General features: G+C 70.0%; 20 protein-coding genes and 1 pseudogene. 15 read left to right on the plus strand and 6 right to left on the minus strand.

All coding sequences use genetic code 11. The features are described 5' to 3' along the window. Window positions 1-95: 95 nt before the first annotated feature. Window positions 96-1021, minus strand: a pseudogene (locus Q2100_RS09905) (LLM class flavin-dependent oxidoreductase). 55 nt (window positions 1022-1076) lie between these two features. On the opposite strand from Q2100_RS09905, the gene sppA reads away from it, so the two are divergent. Further along, window positions 1077-2864 (plus strand): signal peptide peptidase SppA, encoded by a 1788-nt coding sequence (gene sppA / locus Q2100_RS09910; protein WP_302913909.1) that lies wholly within the window; start codon window positions 1077-1079, stop codon window positions 2862-2864. Here the strand turns inward: sppA and Q2100_RS09915 are convergent. Genes Q2100_RS09915 through Q2100_RS09930 form a run of 4 tightly spaced genes read right to left on the minus strand, consistent with a single transcriptional unit; the run spans window position 2861 to window position 6537 of the window. Then, window positions 2861-3769: a class I SAM-dependent methyltransferase gene (locus tag Q2100_RS09915; protein ID WP_302913910.1), complete on the minus strand. Its 909-nt coding sequence runs from the start codon at window positions 3767-3769 to the stop codon at window positions 2861-2863. The two genes, sppA and Q2100_RS09915, sit on opposite strands and share 4 nt — an antisense overlap. Window positions 3770-3779: 10 nt before the next feature. Then, the gene (locus Q2100_RS09920) at window positions 3780-4682 is read right to left on the minus strand and encodes a class I SAM-dependent methyltransferase (RefSeq protein WP_302913911.1); all 903 of its coding nucleotides are present in this window, start codon (window positions 4680-4682) and stop codon (window positions 3780-3782) included. Further along, window positions 4679-5602, minus strand: a complete 924-nt coding sequence (locus Q2100_RS09925) for a class I SAM-dependent methyltransferase (RefSeq protein ID WP_302913912.1) — start codon at window positions 5600-5602, stop codon at window positions 4679-4681. Before Q2100_RS09925 ends, Q2100_RS09920 begins: the two co-directional genes overlap by 4 nt. Before the next feature lie 8 nt (window positions 5603-5610). Further along, window positions 5611-6537 carry a class I SAM-dependent methyltransferase gene (locus tag Q2100_RS09930; protein WP_264011106.1) on the minus strand — a complete coding sequence of 309 codons (927 nt, stop codon included), beginning with the start codon at window positions 6535-6537 and terminating at the stop codon, window positions 5611-5613. A 157-nt stretch (window positions 6538-6694) separates the two neighbouring features. Here Q2100_RS09930 and Q2100_RS09935 point away from each other — a divergent pair, with 157 nt between their 5' ends. From Q2100_RS09935 to Q2100_RS10000, 14 genes are all read left to right on the plus strand, one after another. Continuing rightward, complete coding sequence (locus Q2100_RS09935) at window positions 6695-7720, plus strand: alpha/beta hydrolase (protein WP_302913913.1); 1026 nt, start codon at window positions 6695-6697, stop codon at window positions 7718-7720. 2 nt (window positions 7721-7722) lie between these two features. Then, entirely contained in the window at window positions 7723-8574 is an 852-nt protein-coding gene (locus tag Q2100_RS09940; RefSeq protein ID WP_407667605.1) for an SDR family NAD(P)-dependent oxidoreductase, read from the plus strand. Continuing rightward, window positions 8571-9491 carry a ferritin family protein gene (locus Q2100_RS09945; protein WP_302913915.1) on the plus strand — a complete coding sequence of 307 codons (921 nt, stop codon included), beginning with the start codon at window positions 8571-8573 and terminating at the stop codon, window positions 9489-9491. Before Q2100_RS09940 ends, Q2100_RS09945 begins: the two co-directional genes overlap by 4 nt. 1 nt (window position 9492) lies before the next feature. Continuing rightward, window positions 9493-10983 (plus strand): flavin-containing monooxygenase, encoded by a 1491-nt coding sequence (locus Q2100_RS09950; RefSeq protein WP_302913916.1) that lies wholly within the window; start codon window positions 9493-9495, stop codon window positions 10981-10983. Window positions 10984-10986: 3 nt separating this feature from the next. Continuing rightward, window positions 10987-11937: a MerR family transcriptional regulator gene (locus Q2100_RS09955; protein ID WP_302913917.1), complete on the plus strand. Its 951-nt coding sequence runs from the start codon at window positions 10987-10989 to the stop codon at window positions 11935-11937. Between the two features lie 217 nt (window positions 11938-12154). After that, a complete protein-coding gene (gene secY / locus Q2100_RS09960) occupies window positions 12155-13480 on the plus strand; it encodes a preprotein translocase subunit SecY (RefSeq protein WP_264011112.1) in 1326 nt (441 codons plus the stop codon). Next, window positions 13477-14022, plus strand: a complete 546-nt coding sequence (locus tag Q2100_RS09965) for an adenylate kinase (protein ID WP_264011113.1) — start codon at window positions 13477-13479, stop codon at window positions 14020-14022. The genes secY and Q2100_RS09965 overlap by 4 nt, the downstream gene beginning before the upstream one ends. Window position 14023: 1 nt before the next feature. Next, window positions 14024-14818 carry a type I methionyl aminopeptidase gene (gene map / locus Q2100_RS09970; protein WP_302913918.1) on the plus strand — a complete coding sequence of 265 codons (795 nt, stop codon included), beginning with the start codon at window positions 14024-14026 and terminating at the stop codon, window positions 14816-14818. A 52-nt stretch (window positions 14819-14870) separates the two neighbouring features. Further along, window positions 14871-15404 carry a sigma-70 family RNA polymerase sigma factor gene (locus tag Q2100_RS09975; protein WP_264011115.1) on the plus strand — a complete coding sequence of 178 codons (534 nt, stop codon included), beginning with the start codon at window positions 14871-14873 and terminating at the stop codon, window positions 15402-15404. Then, complete coding sequence (locus Q2100_RS09980; RefSeq protein ID WP_302913919.1) at window positions 15401-16141, plus strand: anti-sigma factor family protein; 741 nt, start codon at window positions 15401-15403, stop codon at window positions 16139-16141. The genes Q2100_RS09975 and Q2100_RS09980 overlap by 4 nt, the downstream gene beginning before the upstream one ends. An 89-nt stretch (window positions 16142-16230) precedes the next feature. Beyond that, window positions 16231-17937: a thiamine pyrophosphate-binding protein gene (locus Q2100_RS09985; RefSeq protein WP_302913920.1), complete on the plus strand. Its 1707-nt coding sequence runs from the start codon at window positions 16231-16233 to the stop codon at window positions 17935-17937. Then, complete coding sequence (locus Q2100_RS09990) at window positions 17915-18580, plus strand: SRPBCC family protein (RefSeq protein WP_302913921.1); 666 nt, start codon at window positions 17915-17917, stop codon at window positions 18578-18580. The genes Q2100_RS09985 and Q2100_RS09990 overlap by 23 nt, the downstream gene beginning before the upstream one ends. A gap of 5 nt (window positions 18581-18585) precedes the next feature. Next, window positions 18586-19596 carry a 3-oxoacyl-ACP synthase III family protein gene (locus tag Q2100_RS09995; protein ID WP_302913922.1) on the plus strand — a complete coding sequence of 337 codons (1011 nt, stop codon included), beginning with the start codon at window positions 18586-18588 and terminating at the stop codon, window positions 19594-19596. Continuing rightward, complete coding sequence (locus tag Q2100_RS10000) at window positions 19596-20630, plus strand: pyridoxal phosphate-dependent aminotransferase (protein WP_302913923.1); 1035 nt, start codon at window positions 19596-19598, stop codon at window positions 20628-20630. Before Q2100_RS09995 ends, Q2100_RS10000 begins: the two co-directional genes overlap by 1 nt. Window positions 20631-20651: 21 nt before the next feature. On the opposite strand, the gene Q2100_RS10005 is transcribed toward Q2100_RS10000, so the two are convergent. Then, window positions 20652-21320: a potassium channel family protein gene (locus Q2100_RS10005; protein ID WP_302913924.1), complete on the minus strand. Its 669-nt coding sequence runs from the start codon at window positions 21318-21320 to the stop codon at window positions 20652-20654. Window positions 21321-21348 lie beyond the last annotated feature (28 nt).

Below are 21348 nucleotides of genomic sequence, written 5' to 3' on the forward strand. Positions count from 1 at the left end.
GGCAACGAACCCCCCTACGCGCGCATCTTGACATGAGGCAACAGGACGACACATGGAACCGGTGAGCGTGGGCTGTGGACAACCGCGCCCCTACGTCAGCGCAACTGTGGAAGAACCTCAGCGGCAAGCCGTTCCATCTGCTCACGGTCCTCGGCGACGCCGGCGCCCAAGGGATTGAGCAGAACCATCTGCGCCCCCGCGTCGATCACCTCATGCAGGCCGCGCGCCACGTCGTCCGGCGTGCCCGCAACCGGGACGTCCTCGATGCCCGCCATCTCGCCGTAGATCCGGCGCAGTCCGGTCAGCACGCGTTCCCGTGCCCGCTCCGCGTCGTCGTCGACCGCCAGGTACACCCGCTTGCCGATCGTGAACTGCCCGGCGTCCCTGCGTTGTTCGACGAGTTCGCGGCGCACCACGCGGACGGCGTCGGCGAATGCCGCGGTCGTCGACGAGCCGGCACCCAGGAATGCGTCGCCCAGCCGCACCGCCCGGGCGAGCGCCTTCGGGGCGTTGGCGCCGAACCAGATCGGCGGGTGCGGCCGCTGCACCGGCTTGGGCTGGATCGGTAGATCGTCGACGTCGCGGAAGCGACCGTGGAACGTCACCCGCGGCTCGTCGGACCAGGCCGCCTTCATGAGCTCGAGGCCCTCGGTGAAGCTGCTGACGAAGGTGGCGCGCTCCACGCCGAACGCCTCGAATTTGCGTCGCTTGCCGCCCGGCGCCACTCCGAGATCCAGCCGACCGTGACTGAGCCGGTCGACGGTAGTCACCGCAGCGGCCAACTGCAGCGGATCGTGCAGCGCGGTGAGCATCACCCCGACCCCGAGCCGCAGCCGGGTGGTGCAGGCGGCGGCATACGCGAGCAGCTCGAGCGGCGCCAGCACCGGTGTCGGCCCGACCGCCTGCTCCAGCACCCAGCCGCCCTCGAAACCCAGTTCCTCCGCCCGTGCCAGGAAAGCCTTCACCCCTCGGCGTCGAAGCCGTCGGGGTCCAGTTGAGGTATCGCGATGGAGAACCGCACCCGACCACCGTACGAGGCCGACCAGGCGGTCCCGGGCAGTCGGTACCCTCGCAATATGGCCGCTTTCCTCCCGGGTATTCCCGGCCCCGACGACCTACGCGGACTCGTCCGTCGCGTCGACACCGCACGTCACCACGGCGTTCCCGACGGCTGCATCCTCGAACTCGATCTGCAGTCGGTGCCGAAGGAGAGCCACGGATTCGATCCGCTCGCCATGCTCGCCGGCGGCGGGCGCCCACCGGTGCTGCGCCAGGTCGTGGCCGCCATCCACCGCGCCGCCGAGGACGACCGGGTGACCGGGTTGATCGCGCGGGTGCAGTTCCCGGTCTGGGCCGCGGGCCCGGTGCAGGAGCTGCGCGAGGCGATCTCGGCGTTCAGCCACGTCAAGCCGACACTGGCGTGGGCCGAGGCGTACCCCGCCACGCTGTCGTACTACCTGGCCTCGGCCTTCCGCGAGGTGTGGATGCAGCCGTCGGGCACCGTCGGGCTGATCGGTTTCGCCACCAACGCGATGTTCCTGCGCGACGCGCTGGACAAAGCAGGCATCGAGGCGCAGTTCATCGCGCTCGGCGAGTACAAATCGGCGGCCAACGTGTTCACCGAGGACCGCTACACCGACGCCCACCGCGAGGCCGACAGCCGGCTGATCGAGAGCATCAAGTCGCAGGTGTGGGATGCGATCGCCGAGTCGCGCCACATCGACCGTGCGGGCATCGACGCGCTGGCCGACAAGGCGCCCCTGCTGCGCGACGCCGCCGTGTCCGCCGGCCTGGTGGACCGGATCGGATTCCGCGACGAGGCCTACGCCCGAATCGCCGAACTATCGGGCGCAGAAGACATCTCGCCCGAGGCCGGCGATCCGGACGGGCCTGACGCCCCACCGCGGCTGTTCCTGTCCCGCTACGCGCGGGCCACCGCGCCCCGCCCTTCACCGTCGCTCCCCGGCCGCAAGGCGAAGCCGACCATCGCGGTGGTTACGCTGGACGGCCCGATCGTCAGCGGTCGCGGCGGCCCCGGGTTGCTGCCGCTGGGGAACTCGAGCGCAGGCGGCGACACCATCGCCGCGGCACTGCGCGAGGCCGCCGCCGACGACTCGGTGTCGGCGATCGTGCTGCGCGTGGACAGCCCCGGCGGATCGGTGACGGCGTCGGAGACGATCTGGCGTGAGGTGGTCAGGGTGCGCCGCGGCGGCACGCCGGTGGTCGCCTCGATGGGCGCGGTGGCCGCGTCCGGCGGCTACTACGTCTCGATGGACGCCGACGCGATCGTGGCGAACCCCGGGACCATCACCGGGTCGATCGGCGTCATCACCGGCAAGCTGGTGGCGCGCGAACTCAAGGACCGCCTCGGTGTCGGCTCGGATTCGGTGCGCACCAACGCCAACGCCGATGCATGGTCGCCGAACGCCCCGTTCACCGACGAGCAGCACGCGCAGGTCGTCGCCGAGGCCGACATGTCCTACACCGACTTCGTCGAACGCGTCGCGGCGGGCCGCAAGCTGTCGGAGGAGGCGGTCGAGGCGGTGGCCCGCGGCCGGGTGTGGACGGGCGCCGACGCCAAGGAGCACGGCCTGGTCGACGAACTGGGCGGCCTGCGCACCGCGATCAACCGGGCCAAGGTGCTCGCCGGTCTGGACGCCGACGCCGACGTGCGCCTGGTGAGCTATCCGGGGTCCTCGCTGATGGACATGCTGCGGCCGAGGCAGTCCTCGCAGCCCGCCGCGGCCTCATTGCCCGACGCGCTCGGCGCGCTGGTGGGCCGTTCGGTGGTCGGGATGCTCGGTCAGGCCGAACGGTCGTTGACCGGGGTGAACGCGTTGTGGCTTGGGGACCACCGCTTCTAGCGGCGTCCGCTGACGTAGACGATCTCGCCCATGGGATCGTCCTCGCCGAGGTCGGGAACCGCAAGGCCGTAGCGCGCGAACAACTCTGACCGCGGCGTGCTGTCCATCCGCCAGCCCTTGGCCGTCAGGTACTCCGCCGCGCTCTGCCGTTCGCCGTGGTAGATGAGCGACGGCATGTCGATGTCCAGACCCTGCCTGCGGAACTCCGCGGTGGCCGCGCGTGCCTTCTCCGGGTCGAAATCCCGCATCCCCGGGACGAACTCGGTGGCGACGGCACTGCCGGGCTCCGACAGCGCGTCGATGTCGTCGAACAACCGGTCCTGCGCCTCGGGCGGCAGGTAGATCAGCAGTCCCTCGGCGCACCACGCGGTCGGCGCACCGGCGTCGAATCCGGCGGCCCGCAGTGCGGCGGGCCAGTCCTCCCGCAGATCGATCGGCACCGTGCGGCGCTGCGCCGTCGGCACCGCACCGATGTCCTCCAGCGTGCGGGTCTTGAACTCGATCACCTCGGGCTGGTCGATCTCGTAGACCACGGTGCCGTCCGGCCACGCCAGCCGGTAGGCCCGCGAGTCCAGGCCGGACGCCAGGATCACCGCCTGACGGATCCCACCCGCGGTGGCCGCCTCGAAGTAGTCGTCGAAGAACTTCGTGCGCACCGCCATCTCGTCGATGTTGGCCTGCACCCGCGGCGCGGACTCCGGGTCGAGATCGGACATGTCCAACTCGCCGTCGGCGATCTTGGCGAAGAACTCGATGCCCACGGCCCGCACCAGGGGAGCCGCGAACGGGTCGTTGATCAGTCCGCGCGGGTCGCGGCTGGCGACGGCCCGGCCTGCGGCCACCATCGTCGCCGTCGCGCCCACGCTGGACGCCAGGTCCCAGCTGTCGTCATCTGCACGTGCCACGTGCATCACGCTACGTCGTGAGGGTGGCCGACAGATAGCCCGAGTCGCCGAACACCCTGAGCAGGTCGTCTTCGGGGAACGCGAACCCGTTGGCGGAGTAGGCCTCTGTGCTCGACACCGTGCTGACCTGCCAGCCGTGATCGGCGAGGTACACACCGGCGGGGGTGCGCTCCCCGGTGTAGAACAGCGCGGCGAGGTCGATGTCGGAGCCGACCCGCTTCGCGCGCTCGGTGAGCTCCGCGGCCCAGTTCTCGGGCAGTGCGGTGGTGTCCATGTGCTCGGTCGCCAGCCGGCTGCCCGGTGCGCTGAGTGCGGTGATGTGGTCGAACAACCGGTCCTGCGCGTCGGGCGGCAGGTACACCAGCAGTCCCTCGGCGATCCAGGCCGTCGGCGCCTGCGGGTCGAAACCACTGTCGCGCAACGCCTGCGCCCAGTCATCGCGGAGGTCGACGGCGACGGTGCGGCGGTCCGCGGCCGGGGTGGCACCGGCGTCGGCGAGTACGCGGGTCTTGAACTCGATCACCTGCGGCTGGTCGATCTCGAAGACCACGGTGCCCGACGGCCACTCGAGCCGGTAGGCGCGGGTGTCCAGTCCGGATGCCAGGATCACCGCCTGCCGCACGCCGGCAGCGCATGCGTCGGTGAAGAAGTCGTCGAAAAACCGTGTGCGCACCGCGATCTGCTCACTCATCCGCCTGCGGTCCAGGATCGGGTCGCCGGGCACGTGCACCTGTCCCTCGGCCACCTTGACGAACGCCTCGAGTCCGACGGCCTTGACCAGCGCATCGGCGTAGGGGTCGTCGATCAGGGCATCCGGGCCCTTCGACGCCAGGGCGCGTGACGCCGCCACCGACGTGGCGGTGGCGCCGACGCTGGACGCGAGGTCCCAGGTGTCGCCGTCGGTCCGGGTCATGCTGTCTCCTCTTCTCGGATTGCGTTGACGGCCAGCGACTCCCGCAGGGACGCCAGCTCGTCGTTGTCGGGGAACTCGCGGCCGTACCCGGCGAACACCTCGGGCCGCGAGCGCGAGGCGACGTCCCAGCCGCGCTCGCGCAGATAGTCGACGACCGGTGTCCGCTCACCGGGATAGAACAGCTGGGACAGGTTCACGTCGAACCCGTGGTCGCGCCACTGGCGGCCCAACCGGTCGGCCTTCTCGCCGATCCCGGCGCCCGCGTCGGCGTGGTCCTCGGTGGCCAGCCGGCTGCCGGGCGCGCTGAGGGCGGTGACCTCGTCGAACAGCCGGTCCTGGGCGGCGGGTGGCAGGTAGCGCAACAGCCCCTCTGCGCTCCAGGCCGCCGGTGCGCTGTCGTCGAAACCCGCGGCGCGCAAGGCCGCCGGCCAGTCCTCCCGGAGGTCGACGGCGACGGGGCGGTGGCGGGCGGCCGGTTCTGCACCGATACCCGCCAATGTCTGCGTCTTGAAGGCGATCACCTCCGGCTGGTCGATCTCGTAGACGACGGTGCCGTCGGGCCAGGACAACCGGTAGGCGCGCGAATCAAGCCCGGAGGCCAGGATCACCGCCTGACGGACCCCCGCCGCGGCCGCCTCGACGAAGAAGTCGTCGAAGAACTTGGTCCGCACCGCCATGATCTCGGTCAGCACCTGCGATGCGGCCCGGGCCTCGGCGGTGTCGTCGGGCAGTTCCAGGTCGCCGTCGACCAGCCGGGTGAAGAAGTCGACGCCGACCGCGCGCACCAGCGGCGCCGCGAACGGGTCGTCGATCAGCGCGCCGGGTTCCCGGCTGGCGAGTGCGCGTGCCGCGGCCACCATGGTCGCCGTCGCGCCGACACTGGATGCCAGATCCCAACTGTCGGAGTCGGTTCGTGCCATCGGAGGCGCTACCTGACGGCGGAGACGTAACGGATGTCGGCGAAGTTGGCGCTGTCGCCCTCGGCCGGTGGCAGGCCGACCCGCACGAGAAGGTCGGTGGCGGTGATGCTGTCGGCGCTCCAGCCGCTGCCCTCGAGGTAGGCCGCCACCTCGGCGCGTTCGCCGGTGTAGACCAATTCGGAGAAGTCGAGATCGAAGCCGTGCCTGCTCCACTGGTCGGAGACGGCCTTCATCTTCGACCGCAGCTCGTCCTCGTCGATGTCCTCCTGGTGGACGACACCCTCGGCGGCGATGCGGCTGCCCGCGGGGCTCAACTCGGTGATCTGGTCGAGCAGCCGGTCCTGCGCCTCGGGCGGCAGGTAGCCGAACAGTCCTTCGGCGATCCAGGCCGTCGGTGCGGTGCGGTCGAAGCCCGCGGCGGTCAGTGCGCCGACCCAGTCGTCGCGCAGGTCCACCGGCACGGTGCGCCGGTCGGCGCTCGGGGCGGCCCCGAGGTCGGCCATCGTGCGGGTCTTGAACTCGACGACCTCGGGCTGGTCGATCTCGAACACCACGGTGCCCGCCGGCCACGGCAGCCGGTAGGCGCGGGCGTCCAGACCCGCCGCCAGGATCACGGCCTGGCGGACGCCGGCGCGGGCGGCGTCGAGGAAGAAGTCGTCGAAGAACCGCGTACGCGCGGCCATCCCGTCGGCGAATCGGTCCATGTTGCCGACGCCGCCGGTGGCCTCGGGGTCGAGTTCGCTGGGCTGCAGCTCACCGCTGGCCAGCTTCGTGAAGAACTCGACGCCGACCGCACGCACCAGGGGCTCGGCGAACGGATCGTCGATGACCGGATCGTCGGCCCTGGTCGCGACGGCGCGGGCGGCGGCCACCATGGTTGCCGTGGCCCCCACGCTCGAAGCCAGGTCCCAGGTGTCGTTGTCGGTGCGCGCCATGTCTCCCTCTCTGCACGTCGGGCGGTTACTTAGCTGATGTAATCGATAGTACCCGCCGAACCTGAACGCCTCCTGAAAGTTCGAACAACGTCGACAACGCAGAATGTTGTCATTGACCAATGTCACCATTGGGTGTTGACTCAGTCGGGTGACAACGATGTCCGCCACCACAGTGGCCGCCGACTCCAGCATCCGTCGGCGCGGGTCCCGCCGGTCACGCGCGGCGGCCGCGATGAGCGCGGTGACCCTGCGTCAGATCAGCGCGGTCCTGCCGCCCGAGCGGTCGTGGGGACTGCGGATGTCCCGGTGGATCATCGCCGGCGTCATGGATGCGCTCGGTCCCTCCCTTGCAGGCGCCGTCGTCGAACCGGTGGACACCGTCACGGCCGACGGCAGACGGGTCCGCGGCGAATGGGTCCGGGCGCGTGGGGTGGCACGCGGGGACGCGGCGGTGTACTTCCTGCACGGAAGCGGATACGCGCTGTGCTCGCCGCGCACGCACCGCAGGCTCACCGCATGGTTGTCGGCGCTGACCGGGTTGCCGGTCTTCTGCGACGACTACCGGCTCGCACCCCGGCACCGCTTCCCCTCAGCCGCCGACGACGTGCGTGCGGGCTGGGACTGGCTGCTCGACGAGCAGCGGTTCGACCCCGGGCGGCTGGTGGTGGCCGGTGACTCGGCGGGCGGGCACCTCGCACTCGACCTGCTGCTCACCCCTGAGGTGGCGCAGCGGCACCCGGCGGCCATGGTGCTGTTCTCCCCGCTGTTCGACCTGACCTTCGGCCTGGCCAGCGAGCGGGAGCGGCTGCGCCCCGACCCCGCGATCCGCGCGGCCGACGCGGCCCGCCTCGTCCGGTTGTACTGCCCGGACACTGATCCCACCGATCGCAGGCTGGCCATCGGGGTGGCTGCCGGCCCCGCACTGCCACGGACGCTGATCCAGGCCGGCGCCGCCGAGATGCTGGCCGCCGACGCCCATCGGCTGGCCGACGAGATCCGGGCCGCGGGCGGTGACTGCGAACTGCAGGTCTGGCCTGATCAGGTGCACGTCTTCCAGGCCCTGCCACGGCTGTCGCCGGAGGCGGTGCACGCCATGCGCTACGCGGCCGGGTTCATCGGCTCGGCGTTGCGCAGCAGGCAGATCGACACGGACACAGACACGGACACGGAGAAAGTGGGATGACGATGTTCGGATTCGGCGACAGGCGCAGCCGGGACTCGCGGGCGGTGATCACCGGCGCGGGCAGCGGCATCGGCGCTGCGTTCGCCGTCGAGCTGGCCGACCGCGGTGGGCGGGTGGTGTGCTCCGACATCGACGAGATCGCCGCCCAGCGCACCGTCGACGCGATCACCGACCAGGGCGGTGACGCCATCGCCGTGCGCTGTGACGTGTCCGCGATCGGCGACGTCGAACAGCTTGCCGCGCAAGCCCAGTCATGGTTCGGCGCACCACCCACCCTGGTGGTGAACAACGCCGGTGTCGGGGCGGGCGGCGCGCCGATCGGCGAGGTGTCACTCGAGGACTGGTCGTGGACGCTCGGCATCAACCTGTGGGGGCCGATCCACGGCTCTCATGTCTTCGCGCCGGTGCTGCGCGAGGCCGGTTACGGCGGCATCATCAACGTCGCATCCGCCGCCGCGTTCGGCGCCGCGCCGGGGATGGCGGCCTACAACGTCAGTAAGGCGGGGGTGCTGTCGCTGTCGGAGACGCTGGCCGCCGAGTTGTCTGGCACCGGTGTCGAAGTCACCGTGCTGTGCCCGACGTTCGTCAAGACCAACATCGTCGCCGCGGGACGGATCTCCGACGAGTCGACCCGCCTCGCCGAGACCCTGATGCGGTGGACCGGGATGTCCGCCACCCGGGTGGCCCGGCAGTGCCTCGACACCCACGACCGCGGCGGTCTGTACTGCATGCCCCAGCTCGACGCCCGGATGGGCTGGGCGGTCAAACGACTCACACCGGGCGTCTACACCCGCGCGGTCGGCCTGGTGTCGCGCATCAACCTCCCCACCCAGAGCAAGGAGATCATCCGATGAGCATGGACATGGACGCGATGCTGGCCAAGATCCAGGACCGGCAGTGGGCGCTGGCCGACATCGACTGGGAGGCCCCCGGCGCCGAGACCATCAGCGACGAGTTCCGGCCGAAGCTCAAGGCATTCATGGCCGACCTGTGCTGGATCGAGAACGTCGGCGCCCGCGGCTTCGCCGCACTGGCCAAGAAGGCGCCGACACCGACGCTGGCCGAGATCTACCGCTACTTCCATGCCGAGGAACAGCGGCACGCCAACGCCGAACTCGCGCTGATGAAGCGGTGGGGAATGCTCGAGGACGGCGAGATGCCGGAGCCAAACGTCAACATCAGGCTCGTCATCGAGTGGCTCGACAAGTACTCCGACGACATGTCGCTGTCGGTGCTGGGCACCGTCATCCCGATGCTCGAGGTGGCCCTCGACGGCGCACTGCTCAAGTTCCTGCTCGACGAGGTCGAGGACCCGGTGTGTCACAAGGTCTTCGAGAAGATCAACAACGACGAGTCCCGGCACATCGCGGTGGACTTCGAGGTGCTCAACATGATCGGCCACGCCAAGGCGCGCAAGCTGGCCGTCGACTTCGTCGGCAGCTTCGCCACCCCCGGACTGGTCATCGGCATGATCATGTACGTCCCGCTGCTCAACCGGATGCGCAACGACATCGTCGACATGGGGCTGGAACCGGAGCGGCTGTACAAGGCGATGAATCGCTTCAAGGAACTCGGCGGCCGCGCCGAATTCACCTGGCGGGTGCCGACTTACCAGATCCTGAAGCTGCACGGCCGGATGGTGGTCAACCCGCGCCACCCGTACCACTGGCTGGCCAACCCGATGGTGCTGGCGTCCGACCTGTACCCGCGCAAGCTGCTGCGGCCGATCCCCAGCTGGTTCAAGGAACTCACCTACGAGCCGGCGGCCTGACATGGCGCGCACCACGGTCCACGACACGCTGATCGTCGGCGCCGGCTTCACCGGCATCGGGTCGGCCATCAAGCTCCGCGAGGCCGGCGTCACCGACTTCGTCATCCTCGAGCGCAGCGACCGGGTGGGCGGCACCTGGCGCGATAACACCTATCCCGGTGCGGCATGCGACATCCCGTCGCTGCTCTACTCGTTCTCGTTCGTCCCGAACCCGAGTTGGTCGCGTGCCTACTCGCCGGCCGACGAGATCTGCCGCCACATCGAGGAACTTGTCGACGACTCCGGACTGCGTAGCCGCATCCGGTTCGGCGTCGAGGTCACCGGCCTGCACTTCGACGAGGCCGCAGGGGAGTGGACGGTGATGGCGGGCCGCAAGAGGTACCGCGCCCGCACCGTCGTGCTGGCATCGGGCCCGCTGCCCGACCACAAACCGCCGGACATCCGCGGCCTCGACACCTACCGCGGCCACACCATCCACAGCGCCCGCTGGGACCACGACTACGACTTCACCGGCAAGCGGGTCGCGGTGATCGGCACCGGCGCGAGTGCCGTGCAGATCGTGCCCGAACTGGTCAAACGCGCCGGCTTCGTCAAGGTGTTCCAGCGCACCCCCGGCTGGGTCCTGCCCCGGCTCGACGTCGCGGTGCCGCCGGTGGTGCAGGAACTGTTCGCCAAAGTGCCTGCGACTCAACAACTCGCGCGGCAGGCACTGTTCTGGGGGCATGAGGCCACCGCGACGGCACTGGTGTGGAATTCGCCGCTGACATCACTGGTGGCCCGGCTCGGCAAGGCCCACCTGCACCGCCAGGTCAAGGACCCGTGGATGCGCCGCCAGCTCACCCCCGACTTCACACCGGGCTGCAAGCGGATGCTGATGTCGAGTGACTACTACCCGGCGCTGCAGGCCGACAACTGCAAGCTCATCGACTGGCCGATCGCGACGGTGAGCCCCGTCGGTATCCGCACCAGCGACGGCATCGAACACCACCTCGACTGCATCGTCTTCGCCACCGGCTTCGACGTGCATCTGACCGGGCCGCCGTACCCGGTGACCGGACTCGGCGGCAGGTCGCTGCAGGACGAGTGGCAGCGCGGCGCGCAGGCCTACAAGAGCGCCAGCGCGCACGGCTACCCGAACCTGTTCTTCATGACCGGTCCGAACTCCGGTCCGGGTCACAACTCGCTGCTGGTGTACGTCGAGGGCCAGATCGACTACGCCGTTCGCGCCATCACCACCATCCTCGACGGCGGCTGGCGCTACCTCGACGTCCGCCGCGACGTCCAGCGCCGCTACAACGAGCGGTTGCAGAAGCGGCTCGGCGCCACCACGTGGATGTCGGGGTGCACCAGCTGGTACCTCACCGAGGACGGGTTCAACGCGTCGATGTACCCGGGATTCGCGACGCAGTATCTTCGACAGATGCGCGACTTCCGGATCGGCGACTACCACGCGGTGGCCGACGGCCGCGCGGTCGCCCGGTCCAGCGCCTGAGCCGTGGCCCGCGAGCGGACACCGCGCGACCAGGCGGGCGCGGTCACCGCGATCCTGGCAACCCTGCGCAAGGCGCCGGGGCGGGTGCGCAGACAGTCCCGCGACCTCATCGAGACGGCCGTCTCGCAGCTCTTCGACGCGGCCGTGCGCCAGGCCCTCGACACCGGGACCGACGGTGAGTACCGCATCGACGACCTGGCCCGGCTGGCCGGCACCACCACCCGCAACGTGCGGGTGTACCGCGACCGCGGGCTGCTTCATCCGCCGCTTCGGGTCGGCCGCATCGCGGTGTTCAACGACACCCACCTGACCCGGCTGCGGCTGATCACCTCGATGCTCGACCGCGGCTACACCCTGGCCCACGTCGACGAGATGCTCAGCGCCTGGGAACAGGGCAAGAGCATCGGCGACGTGCTCGGCCTGGAGACCGCGCTGGCGGGCACCTGGGCCGCCGAGAAGCCGGAGACCATGACCAGGGCCCGCGCCGAGGAACTGGTCGGCGACCCGGCGGCGTTCGACCGGCTGGTGGCACTGCGATTGATCAGGCTCGACGACGAGGCGCCCGATCCCGGCGCCGACTCGGACCCGGAAGTCACCGTCGTGCGGCCCAAGCTGCTCGAAGCGTTCGAGGAGATCCGCGGTTACGGCATCGGCATCGACAAGCTGATCGACGTCTACGAACAGACGCTGGGGCCGGTCACCGAGATCAGCAACATCCTGGTGCGGACCGGCGCCGAGCACGTCACCGAGCGGATCCGGCCGGGGGAGGGGCTGCCCGCCGACACCGAGATCGCCGAGCTGATCACCATGCTGGTGCGCTTCCGCACGCAGGCCGTGGCCCAGGTGGCGGCGACGCTCGCGGCGTCCATCGAGGCCTCGATCGAGACGCTGGCAGGACAGATCCTCAACGATCTCATCGACCAGTCGGCCGACGCCCACCAGGACGGATCGTGATCGGACACGCGCGGCGGACCGGGCGCCGATACCCCGGCCGGCCTGGTCAACGATGCGGGGATGACGAGGGCCAACTGCTACTCTCGTAGACTGTTTCACGCGCGACTTCCGCAGGCTGTGCGCCCGCGGGGCTGACGCGCACATTTGACCAATACGCTGGACGAATCCAGCCCCATTTGGCACGCCGCGCTGAGAGGTCGGCTGCGCAGGAGGAAGAGTGCTCTCGGCTTTCATCTCGTCACTGCGGACGGCCGACCTGAGACGCAAGATCCTGTTCACGCTCGGCGTGGTCATCCTCTACCGGGCCGGTGCACAGCTGCCGTCTCCCGGTGTCGACTACCCCAACGTGCAACAGTGCATCGAGCAGGTCAGCGGCGGTGACTCCGGTCAGATCTATTCACTGATCAACCTGTTCTCCGGCGGCGCGTTGCTGCAGCTGTCGATCTTCGCGGTGGGCGTGATGCCCTACATCACCGCGAGCATCATCGTGCAGCTGCTCACGGTGGTGATCCCGCGCTTCGAGCAGCTCCGCAAGGAAGGCCAGTCCGGCCAGGCCAAGATGACGCAGTACACGCGTTACCTGGCCGTCGCGCTGGCGGTCCTGCAGTCCACCAGCATCGTGGCGCTTGCCGCCAACGGCGGCCTGCTGCAGGGCTGCACCCTCGACATCATCAACGACCAGTCGATCTTCGCGCTGGTCATCATCGTGCTGGTGATGACCGCGGGCGCCACGCTGGTGATGTGGATGGGCGAGCTGGTCACCGAGCGCGGCATCGGCAACGGCATGTCGCTGCTGATCTTCGCCAGCATCGCCGCGGCCATCCCCGGCGAGGGCAAGTCGATCCTGGACAGCCGCGGCGGCATGGTCTTCACGCTGGTCTGCATCGCCGCGCTGATCATCATCATCGGCGTCGTCTTCGTCGAGCAGGGCCAGCGCCGTATCCCGGTGCAGTACGCCAAGCGCATGGTGGGCCGCAAGATGTACGGCGGCACGTCGACCTACCTGCCGCTGAAGGTCAACCAGGCCGGCGTCATCCCGGTGATCTTCGCGTCCTCGCTGATCTACATCCCGCACCTGATCACCCAGCTGATCCAGAGCGGCAGCAGCAGCCCGGGCACCGGCTGGGTGGAACGGATCGTCGCCGAGTACCTGACCGACCCCAGCAGCCCCGCCTACATCGCCGTCTACTTCGGGCTGATCATCTTCTTCACGTACTTCTACGTGTCGATCACGTTCAACCCCGACGAGCGCGCCGACGAGATGAAGAAGTTCGGCGGCTTCATCCCGGGCATCCGGCCCGGCAAGCCGACCGCCGACTACCTGCGCTACGTGCTGAGCCGGATCACCCTGCCGGGCTCGATCTACCTCGGTGTGATCGCCGTCCTGCCGAACCTGTTCCTGCAGATCGGCAACACCGGCACCGTCCAGAACCTGCCGTTCGGCGGCACCGCGGTGCTGATCATGATCGGTGTGGGTCTTGACACCGTGAAACAGATCGAGAGCCAGCTCATGCAACGCAACTACGAAGGGTTCCTGAAGTGAGGATCGTTCTGCTGGGCCCGCCGGGGGCGGGCAAGGGCACGCAGGCGCAGAAGCTCGCCGAGAAGCTCGGCATCCCGCACGTCTCCACCGGGGACCTCTTCCGCAAGAACATCAGCGAGAAGACCCCGCTCGGCGAGGAGGCCAAGCGCTACCTCGACGCCGGCGACCTGGTTCCAAGCAGCCTGACCAACGCACTCGTCGAGGACCGCATCGGTGACGACGACGCCAAGGACGGGTTCATCCTCGATGGCTTCCCGCGCTCGGTGGAACAGGCCAAGGCGCTGCACGACATCCTGGAGGCGCACGGCCTGCAGCTCGACGCCGTGCTGGAGTTCCAGGTGTCCGAGGACGAACTGCTCTCCCGGCTCAAGGACCGCGGCCGCGCCGACGACACCGAAGAGGTCATCCACAACCGGATGAAGGTGTACCGCGACGAGACCGAGCCGCTGCTGGAGTACTACCGCGACGAGCTGAAGACCGTCGAGGCCATCGGCTCGCTCGACGAGGTCTTCGCCCGCGCGCTGCGCGCCCTCGGTAAGTGACGTGGCCGGCCTGAGACTGCGCAGCCGCAAGGTCGTCCCGCAGCGCAGCGCCGGTGAACTCGACGCGATGGCCGCGGCCGGCGCGCTGGTCGCCGCGGCACTGCGCGCCGTGCAGGCCGCCGCCGCCCCCGGGGTGTCCACCAAGGAACTCGACGGGGTCGCCGAATCGGTGATCCGCGACGGTGGCGGCATCCCGTCGTTCCTCGGCTACCACGGCTTCCCGGCCAGCATCTGCTCATCGGTCAACGAGCGGGTCGTGCACGGCATCCCGTCTGGTGACGAGCTGCTGGCGGCGGGTGACCTGGTGTCGATCGACTGCGGCGCCATCCTCGACGGCTGGCACGGCGACTCCGCGGTCACCTTCGGGGTGTGCGCGCTCATCGACGCCGACCACAACCTCTCGGAGGCCACCCGCTCCGCCATGGAAGCCGGGATCGCCGCGATGGTTCCCGGCAACCGGCTCACCGACGTGTCACACGCGATCGAGGTCGAGACCCACGCCGCCGAACAGCGCCACGACCGGGCGTTCGGCATCGTCGCCGGCTACGGCGGCCACGGGATCGGCCAGCAGATGCACATGGACCCGTTCCTGCCCAACGAGGGCGCACCCGGACGCGGGCCGCTGCTGGCGCCCGGCTCGGTGCTGGCCATCGAACCCATGCTGACGCTGGGGACGACCAAGACCATCGTGCTCGCCGACGAGTGGACGGTCGTCACCGCCGACGGATCGCGGGCGGCGCACTGGGAACACACCGTCGCCGTCACCGACGACGGGCCGCGCATCCTCACCGCCTGACGGCGAATGAACCTGGCCACCGTCGCCGTCGTGTCACAGACGGAGGTTGGTCATGGAGGACCCAGAGGCCGCGATGATGCGGATGCTCTACGCCGAGCATGCCGCGGCGTTGTGGCGCTATGCGCTGCGCCTCACCGGTGACCAGGCCAGCGCCGAGGACGTGGTCCAGGAGACGCTGCTGCGGGCCTGGCGGCGGCAGCCCGAAGGGGTGGCGGTCAGTCATCTCGACAGCGGCGCGCGCTCGCCTCGGGCCTGGCTGTTCACGGTGGCCCGCAACCTCGTCATCGACGACCGCCGCAGCGCGCGGTACCGCAACGAGTCCGGCACGCCGGTCGTGGAAGACGTCGCCGACCGGGCCGGTCCCGACGAGGTGAGTGCCACCCTGGACCGGATGACGCTGCACGCCGCGCTGGCCGGCCTGTCCGACGACCACCTGGCCGTCATTCGGCGGGCGTACTACGACGGGGCTGCCACCGGACAGATCGCGCAGGAGCTGCAGATCCCGGAGGGCACGGTGAAGTCCCGGCTGCACTACGCGGTGCGGGCGCTGCGGCTGAATCTGCAGGAGATGGGGGTGACCCGGTGAACCATCATGGTGATGCTGGGGCGGAGGCCGCGCCCCCCGACGATCGGTACGTCACCTGGGACGCCGCCTACGTGCTCGGCGCTTTGTCCGGGGCCGAGCGCCGCGAGTACGAAGGGCATCTGGCCGGCTGCGGCCGCTGCCGATCCGCGGTGGCCGAGCTCAGCGGCATCCCGGCACTGCTGGCCACACTCGACGCCGACGAAGTGCGCGCGCTCGACGAGCAACCCGCCGATCCGCCACCGCTGCGGCCCGAGGTGCTCGCGGCGGTGCTCGACAGGGTCGGGTCGCGGCGCCGCCGCTACCGCAGGGTGACCACAGCGGCTGTCGGCCTGGCGGCCGCGCTGCTCGCCGCCGGCGCCGTCATCGCGATCCGGCCGGAGGTCGTCGGGCTGCAACCGACGACCACCACGCAGGCCGGCCCCCCGTCCCTGGAGATGGCGAAGGTGTCACCGACGCCCATCAACGCGTCCATCACGATGAGCGGATTCGGCTGGGGGACTCGCATCGACATGACGTGCACGTACGGCGACTGGGGCAATCGCGACGCCGCACCGCAGACGCTCGCCATGGTGGTGATCGGCCGGAACGGCAGCCGGTCGGAGATCGCCAGCTGGCTCGGCCTGTCTGGTGCGACCGCCATGCCGAGCGCGAACACCCCGATGCAGCCGGAGGAGATCGCGGCCGTGCAGATGATCTCGACGCCCGACGGCACTGTGCTCCTGGAGAAAAAGCTGTGAATCACCCGACCGGGTGAACCGCACCGGGCCGCCCGTCGTGTCCATGGAGAGCGCACCGGAGTGCGACGTGACGACGACAGGTGAAACCCATGGCCAGTGCGCACCGGGTGGTCGACCACATCGTCGGCCACCTCGCGGCGATGGGGGTCACCCACTTCTTCGGTGTCGGCGGCGCCAACATCGAGGATCTCTACGATGCGGCGCACCGCCGCGAGGACATCACCGCGGTGCTGGCCAAACACGAATTCGGCGCCGCCACGATGGCGGACGGCTACAGCCGGGCCGGTGCGCCACTCGGCGTGGTGGCCGCGACATCGGGCGGCGGCTGCCTGAACACCGTTCCCGCACTGGGGGAGTCGCTCGCCAGCCGGGTGCCGGTGTTGGCGCTGGTGGGGCAGCCGTCGACCGCGCTGGACGGCCGCGGCGCGTTCCAGGACACCAGCGGCCGCAACGGCGCGCTAGACGCCGAGTCGCTGTTCTCGACGGTGTCGTTGTTCTGCAGGCGGGTGCTCACACCGGAGGCCGTCCGCACGGCACTGCCTGCCGCGATCGCCGCCGCCCGCACCGGCGGACCGGCGGTGTTGTTGCTGCCCAAGGACATTCAGCAGGCATGGCTGAGTGATCTGAACGGCGTCCCCGCGGTGGCCGAGGACCGGTGGGCCGGCGACCCGCACCCGATCGCACGGGCGGTGCGCGCCGCGGCCGGCCCGGTCACCATCATCGCCGGTGAGCAGGTGGCGCGCGATGACGCCCGCGCCGAACTCGCCCAACTGCGCTCGCTGCTGCGGGCCCGGGTGGCCTGCGTGCCAGACGCCAAGGACGTGGCGGGAACGCCAGGGTACGGGTCGTCGTCGGCACTCGGGGTGACCGGAGTGATGGGCCACCCCGGGGTCGCCGACGCGGTGGCCGGCAGCGCGCTGTGCCTGGTGGTCGGTACCCGGTTCGCGGCGACCGCGCGCAGCGGCCTCGAGAAGGTACTGGCGACGGTGCCGACCTATTCGATCGGTTCCGCACCGACTTATCTGCCGTGCACCCACGTCCACACCCAGGACCTGCGCGCATCGCTGTCGATGCTGATCGCGGCGCTGTCCGGCACCGGTCGCCCGCAGCGGTTGCGGGTACCGCCTGACACGCCGCGCGCCGACTTGCGGCCGCCGCCTCACCACGGGCCCGGCGTCCGCTACCGCGACGCGATGGTCGCACTCGACGCCGCACTGCCCGAAGGGGCCGACATCGTCGTCGACGCGGGCAACATCGGCGCAGCCGCCATCCACCACCTGCCCGTGCGGCGCGACGGCCGCTTCGTCGTGGCGCTCGGCATGGGCGGGATGGGATACAGCTTCGGCGCAGGCATCGGGGTCGCGTCGCACCGCCGAAGGCGGACCGTGGTGATCGCCGGCGACGGCTCGTTCTTCATGCACGGCATGGAGATCCACACCGCGCTGCAGTACCGGCTGCCGGTGACCTTCGTGCTGTTCGACAACCATGCCCACGCCATGTGCGTCACCCGCGAGCAGCGGTTCTACGGCGGCCGCTACAGCTTCAACAGATTCGGCGCCAGCCGGCTCGGGGCGGGCCTGACCGCGATGTTCCCCGGCCTGCCCGCGGTCGACGTCGACCACCTCGACACGCTGCCCGGCGCGCTGGTCACGGCCCTGGCCGTCGACGGCCCGTCGGTGGTCTCCGTCGAATGTTCGGCCGACGAGATCCCGCCGTTCGCCGCCTTTCTCGACCGATCCGGCCAACCACCCACCAGAACGGAGACCCGTGCCGATGTCCATTCCCGCACTCGCTGACATCACCGCTCATCGCGGCACCACCGAACCGATCGACGGCCTCATCCGCATCGAGACGTCGCCGAGGGAGAAAGCCACCCCCCTCATCATGGACATGATGCGGTCGGTGTACCCGCACGACGAGGTGTTCGGCGAGTACTGCACCGTCAACGGCTTCGTCGACTGCCCGCCCGATGACCTGTTCGACTACCTGGCCGACACCCGATGCCTGGCCGAATGGACCTACAGTCTGCGCGATTTCACGCCCACCGAGGACCCGGACCTCTGGCTGGCCTACGACCGGCTGGGCTCCGAGACCACGATCTACACCCGCACCGTGGCCGACCGCACGGCCAGGACGGTGGACTACCACTGCGCGTGGGACCAGGGCCGCCACCTGTGGATGATCTACCTGATGCGGGTCGTCGACGCGCAGGTGGTGTTCGACCGGCCCGGGTCGGTGGTGCTGTGGACCAACTGCCGCCACCCGTACTACGACCACAATCCCTACCCCGAGGCGGCGCCGCCGCAGCGACCGGTGTGGGTGGGCGACTTCTGGGACATGTTCGGCGCAGGCCACCGGCTGGAACTGGACAACCTGAAGGCGATCGCCGAGTACCGGCACCGCAACGGCCTGCCGGTGACGCCGGACTGGACGCGGTGAGCCTCGTGACCGCCAGCCTGATCGACGTGTCGACGTACCTGCCCGGCGAACCGATCGGCGCCGATTACTACGCCAGGCACGCCGAATCCGACGAACTGCGCGACAACCTGATGTTCCGGGCGCCGCGGTGGCGCCACCACGTCGCCGAGGACGAGACCGCCGTGGACATGGTCGAGCGGGCCGCGGCCGGCCTGCTCGAGCGGCACGGCGCCGACGTGCTCGCCCAGGTGGACGTGCTGATCACCCACACCCAGCTTCCCGACATGCCGTTCTACGGTGGCGGCGCCGCGATGGCACACCGCCTCGGTGTCAAACCCGACTGGGTGGTGGATCTGCACAACGGCGGCTGTGCGGCCTTCGTGCTCGGGCTCAAGCTGGCGCGTCAACTGCTGACGTCGGGCGAGGGCCGGTGCGCGCTCGTGGCCGTCGCACAGAACTCGGCGGGTCAGGTGTTCGACCAGCCGACCGTACGCCGCCGGGCGCAGGCCGCTGTGCCCGGTGACGGCGCCGCCGTCGGACTGGTCACCCGGTCCGAGGAATCACCGATCCTGGACGTGGTGTGCCGCACCTACGGCGAGTACGCCGGCGAGATGACGATCTCGACGGATCCACCTCGCAAGTGGTGGCAGCCGGGCCCGGGCGAAGGCTGCATCGGATTCACCGAGGGCAGGATCACCAAGGTGCTGGCGAGGGGCAACCGGCAGGTACCTGAAGTCTCGCTGGCGGTGTGCAAGCGAATCGGTCTGCCGCCCAGCGACATCGGGTTGTTCGTCACCAATCAGCCCAACCGGGTGTTCCTGCGCAACTGGCGAGAAGCGCTTGAATTGCCCGCATCCCGGCATGTCGACACGTTCGACGAGTGCGGCAACCTGTTCGCCGCGGGAATCCCGGTGAACCTGGACCGGGCGATCAGCGACGGCCGGCTCAAGACGGGCGACGTCGTGCTGATGGCGGCGTTCGCCCATGCCGGCGACTTCGCCGGCGCCGCGGCCGTGCGCTGGGGCGGACGGAGCTGATGGGCAGCCCCCGCCGGGCGCTCGACGATGCGGTGGCCGCGCTGCCCGACGCGTCGGATCCGCTGGCCCTGTCCCTGAACGAGAGTCCGTTCCCGCCGTTGCCCGCGGTGCGGGCGGCGATGATCTCCGCCATCGACGCGGCCAACCGGTATCCGCCGTTCCTCCCCGAGCGGCTGCGCGCGCTGGTGGCCTCTCGCGTCGGGGTCGCCGACGATCAGGTGGTCCTCGGCGTCGGCGCCACCGGCGTCATCATGCAGGTGCTGCAGGCCGTCACCGCGCCCGGCGACACCATGGTGATGGCGTCGCCGACATTCGACGGATATCCGATCTTCGCCGCGACGGCGCGACTGATCTCGGTGGCCGTCGCGCTCGACGTCTACGGATACCACGACCTCGACGCCATGGCCGAGGCGGCGCGCACCGCACGGGTGGTGGTGCTGTGCCGGCCGCACAACCCGACCGGCACCGTGGAATCCGCCGCCGAGGTCGAGGAGTTCCTGCGCCGGGTGCCCGCGGACACCGTGGTGATCCTCGACGAGGCCTACGTGGAATTCGTCGCCCCACACCACCGCATCGACGCGGCGGACCTGGTGCGGCGCTACCCCAACACCGTTGTGGTGCGCACCTTCTCGAAGGCTTACGGGTTGGCGGGCGCACGGGTCGGCTACGCGTTCTGCGCGGCGCCCCTGGCCCGCACGCTGTGGACGTGGCAGCTGCCGTTCGGCATCGGCAGCACCGCGATGGTGGCCGTCGCGGCCTCCTATGACGCCGAATGTCAACTCCAGCAACGAGTCCGGGCCATCACCGCGGAGCGCCGGCTGCTGCGCAGGCGGCTGCGATCGGTGGGTGTACACAGCACCGATGCCCACGCCAACTTCGTGTACCTGCCGCCGCAGCGCCCGTGGCGCGACGTGTTCGACGGCACCGGCCCGCGGGTGCGCCACTACGCCGACGGCGGAGTGCGGATCACCGTCGGGAACAGGCGGTCGACCAGGGCGGTGCTGTCGGCGGTGGCGGGTTCGGACCGGATCTAGCCCACATCCGGCCGCGCGCGCCTAGGGCCGGTGCACCGCCGCGCGGATCACTTCCTCGGCGTCGGCGTCGGCGACGAACCACAACTCGTCACCGGCGCGCAGCACGTCCGTGTGGGGCGGCAGGATCACCTGCTCGTCGCGCACGATCGCCACCAGCGCGCTGTTGGCGGGCAGCGCCACGTCGCGCAGCCGCCGCCCGATGAACGGGTTGCCGCCGGGATCCTCGCGGGGCAGCCGCAGCGTCGACACGTCCGCCCGTCCCCGCAGTCCCATCAGCGGCACCAGGTGACCGACGTCGATGGCGCCCTCCACGATCGCCGCGATGGCCTGCGGCGTGGACACCGCGACGTCGACACCCCAGGACTCGGTGAACAGCCACTCGTTGCGCATGTCGTTGACTCGGGCCACCACCCGCGGCACCCCGAACTCCGTCTTGGCCAGCAGCGCGGCGGCCAGGTTCACCTTGTCGTCACCGGTCGCGACGATCACCACATCGCAAGTCTGCAGCGCAGCCTCCTCGAGCGCCGCCAGCTCGCACGCGTCGGCCAGGAACCAGTCGGCGCCGGGCACCGTGGACGGCTGGTACTTCACCGGATTGCGCTCGATCAGCAGGATCTTGTGGCCGTTCTCGACGAGCTCGCTCGCCACCGACCGGCCGACCGCCCCCGCTCCGGCAATCGCGATACGCATGGTGTTCTCCTTCGCCGTCTGAACCCAT

Origin of the sequence: Mycolicibacterium arseniciresistens (assembly GCF_030519285.1) — a bacterium.
Classification (GTDB): Bacteria; Actinomycetota; Actinomycetes; order Mycobacteriales; family Mycobacteriaceae; genus Mycobacterium; species Mycobacterium arseniciresistens.

What these genes read in the sequence shown, in the direction of transcription:
- Q2100_RS10005 (WP_302913924.1), bottom strand. Translation starts at nt 21,320, where the DNA reads ATGCGTATCGCGATTGCCGGAGCGGGGGCGGTCGGCCGGTCGGTGGCG.
- Q2100_RS09935 (WP_302913913.1), top strand. Translation starts at nt 6,695, where the DNA reads ATGTCCGCCACCACAGTGGCCGCCGACTCCAGCATCCGTCGGCGCGGG.
- Q2100_RS09920 (WP_302913911.1), bottom strand. Translation starts at nt 4,682, where the DNA reads ATGACCCGGACCGACGGCGACACCTGGGACCTCGCGTCCAGCGTCGGC.
- Q2100_RS09930 (WP_264011106.1), bottom strand. Translation starts at nt 6,537, where the DNA reads ATGGCGCGCACCGACAACGACACCTGGGACCTGGCTTCGAGCGTGGGG.
- Q2100_RS09950 (WP_302913916.1), top strand. Translation starts at nt 9,493, where the DNA reads ATGGCGCGCACCACGGTCCACGACACGCTGATCGTCGGCGCCGGCTTC.
- Q2100_RS09975 (WP_264011115.1), top strand. Translation starts at nt 14,871, where the DNA reads ATGGAGGACCCAGAGGCCGCGATGATGCGGATGCTCTACGCCGAGCAT.
- sppA (WP_302913909.1), top strand. Translation starts at nt 1,077, where the DNA reads ATGGCCGCTTTCCTCCCGGGTATTCCCGGCCCCGACGACCTACGCGGA.
- Q2100_RS10000 (WP_302913923.1), top strand. Translation starts at nt 19,596, where the DNA reads ATGGGCAGCCCCCGCCGGGCGCTCGACGATGCGGTGGCCGCGCTGCCC.
- Q2100_RS09945 (WP_302913915.1), top strand. Translation starts at nt 8,571, where the DNA reads ATGAGCATGGACATGGACGCGATGCTGGCCAAGATCCAGGACCGGCAG.
- Q2100_RS09985 (WP_302913920.1), top strand. Translation starts at nt 16,231, where the DNA reads ATGGCCAGTGCGCACCGGGTGGTCGACCACATCGTCGGCCACCTCGCG.
- Q2100_RS09990 (WP_302913921.1), top strand. Translation starts at nt 17,915, where the DNA reads ATGTCCATTCCCGCACTCGCTGACATCACCGCTCATCGCGGCACCACC.
- Q2100_RS09925 (WP_302913912.1), bottom strand. Translation starts at nt 5,602, where the DNA reads ATGGCACGAACCGACTCCGACAGTTGGGATCTGGCATCCAGTGTCGGC.
- Q2100_RS09940 (WP_407667605.1), top strand. Translation starts at nt 7,723, where the DNA reads ATGTTCGGATTCGGCGACAGGCGCAGCCGGGACTCGCGGGCGGTGATC.